Origin of the sequence: Blastococcus sp. TBT05-19, assembly GCF_003319095.1 — a bacterium.
Lineage (GTDB): Bacteria > Actinomycetota > Actinomycetes > Mycobacteriales > Geodermatophilaceae > Blastococcus.
The window spans coordinates 1-2500 of record NZ_QOHI01000009.1 but is presented as its reverse complement, the minus strand read 5'-3'; the positions used below and the strand labels follow the sequence as shown (position 1 = coordinate 2500).

Annotated in this window: 1 rRNA gene; it reads left to right on the top strand. The window is 57.9% G+C overall.

Going from position 1 to position 2500, the window contains the following annotated elements:
- Nucleotides 1-98 precede the first annotated feature (98 nt).
- Nucleotides 99-2500, top strand: a 23S ribosomal RNA gene (locus DQ244_RS19020); the annotation flags it as partial.

The following is a 2500-nucleotide window of genomic DNA, read 5'->3' as shown; positions in this document are numbered from 1 at the left end:
CAGTGGACGCGAGCATCTTCTGACTCTGATTAGCAGAGTTTGTTTGTAGGCCCGCTCATCGTTGTCCTTCCGGGCGGTGGTGGGTGGGATTTTTGTGTGGCCAAGTTGTTAAGGGCACACGGTGGATGCCTGGGCACCAGGAGCCGATGAAGGACGTAGGAGGCTGCGATAAGCCTCGGGGAGCTGTCAACCGAGCGTTGATCCGAGGATTTCCGAATGGGGGAACCCCGCACCAGTCATGTGGTGTGACCCGCGCCTGAACACATAGGGCGTGTGGAGGGAACGTGGGGAAGTGAAACATCTCAGTACCCACAGGAAGAGAAAACAACCGTGATTCCGTGAGTAGTGGCGAGCGAAAGCGGATGAGGCTAAACCGATCGCATGTGATAGCCGGCAGGCGTTGTGTGGTCGGGGTCGTGGGACAGTTCAGTCACTTCTGCCGAGGTGGCAGGGAGTCATAAAAGTCTGTGTTAGTGGAAGGCCTCTGGAAGGGGTCGCCGTAGAGGGTGAGAGCCCCGTACACGAAAACTCAGACTCTCCCGAGCTTGTTCCCAAGTAGCACCGAGCCCGTGAAATTCGGTGTGAATCTGGCGGGACCACCCGCTAAGCCTAAATACTTCCTGGTGACCGATAGCGGACTAGTACCGTGAGGGAAAGGTGAAAAGTACCCCGGGAGGGGAGTGAAATAGTACCTGAAACCGTGTGCCTACAAGCCGTGAGAGCCTTAGGATTTCGGTCCGGGGTGATTGCGTGCCTTTTGAAGAATGAGCCTGCGAGTTAGCGGTACGTGGCGAGGTTAACCCGTGTGGGGAAGCCGTAGCGAAAGCGAGTCCGAACAGGGCGTATGAGTCGCGTGCCCTAGACCCGAAGCCGAGTGATCTACCCATGGCCAGGTTGAAGCGCGGGTAAGACCGCGTGGAGGACCGAACCCACCAGGGTTGAAAACCTGGGGGATGAGCTGTGGGTAGGGGTGAAAGGCCAATCAAACTCGGTGATAGCTGGTTCTCCCCGAAATGCATTTAGGTGCAGCGTCACGTGTTTCTTGCCGGAGGTAGAGCACTGGATGGCTGATGGGCCCCACAAGGTTACTGACGTCAACCAAACTCCGAATGCCGGTAAGTGAGAGCGTGGCAGTGAGACTGCGGGCGATAAGGTTCGTAGTCGAGAGGGAAACAGCCCAGATCATCGGCTAAGGCCCCTAAGCGTGTGCTAAGTGGAAAAGGATGTGGGATCGCAGAGACAACCAGGAGGTTGGCTTAGAAGCAGCCACCCTTGAAAGAGTGCGTAATAGCTCACTGGTCAAGTGGTTCCGCGCCGACAATGTAGCGGGGCTCAAGCACACCGCCGAAGCCGTGGCATTCACACGATCGCCCGTCGGACTCCTTGAGGGTCTGGCCAGGTGTGTGGATGGGTAGGGGAGCGTCGTGTGGCGGTTGAAGCGGCGGAGTGATCCAGCCGTGGACGCCACACGAGTGAGAATGCAGGCATGAGTAGCGAGAGGGGAGTGAGAACCTCCCCCGCCGGAAGACCAAGGGTTCCTGGGCCAGGCTAATCCGCCCAGGGTGAGTCGGGACCTAAGGCGAGGCCGACAGGCGTAGTCGATGGACAACGGGTTGATATTCCCGTACCCGCGAAGGAACGCCCATGCTGAACCCAGCGATGCTAACCGACCCAAACCGGTCGTCCCACTTGTGGGCCGGCTGGGAGTAGCTCGGGACCCGGACTGGTAGTAGGCAAGCGATGGGGTGACGCAGGAAGGTAGTCCTACCGGTGAGTGGTAGTACCGGTGCAAGGGTGTGGCCCGTGGGGTAGGTAAATCCGTCCCACACACAGGGTGAGGCCTGACGCATAGCCGAATGAGGCGAATTGGATGATCCTATGCTGCCGAGAAAAGCCTCTAGCGAGTTCCGAGCGGCCCGTACCCCAAACCAACTCAGGTGGTCAGGTAGAGAATACCGAGGCGATCGAGCGAACTGTGGTTAAGGAACTCGGCAAAATGCCCCCGTAACTTCGGGAGAAGGGGGGCCATCTGCTGTGAACCGCCTTGCGCGGGGAAGCGGTGGGTGGTCGCAGAGACCAGTGAGAAGCGACTGTTTACTAAAAACACAGGTCCGTGCGAAGTCGTAAGACGATGTATACGGACTGACGCCTGCCCGGTGCTGGAACGTTAAGGGGACGGGTTAGCCGCAAGGCGAAGCTCAGAACTCAAGCGCCAGTAAACGGCGGTGGTAACTATAACCATCCTAAGGTAGCGAAATTCCTTGTCGGGTAAGTTCCGACCTGCACGAATGGCGTAACGACTTCTCAGCTGTCTCAACCACAGGCTCGGCGAAATTGCACTACGAGTAAAGATGCTCGTTACGCGCGGCAGGACGGAAAGACCCCGGGACCTTTACTATAGCTTGATATTGGTGTTCGGTTCGGCTTGTGTAGGATAGGTGGGAGACTGCGAAGCGGGCACGCCAGTGTTCGTGGAGTCGCCGTTGAAATACCACTCTGG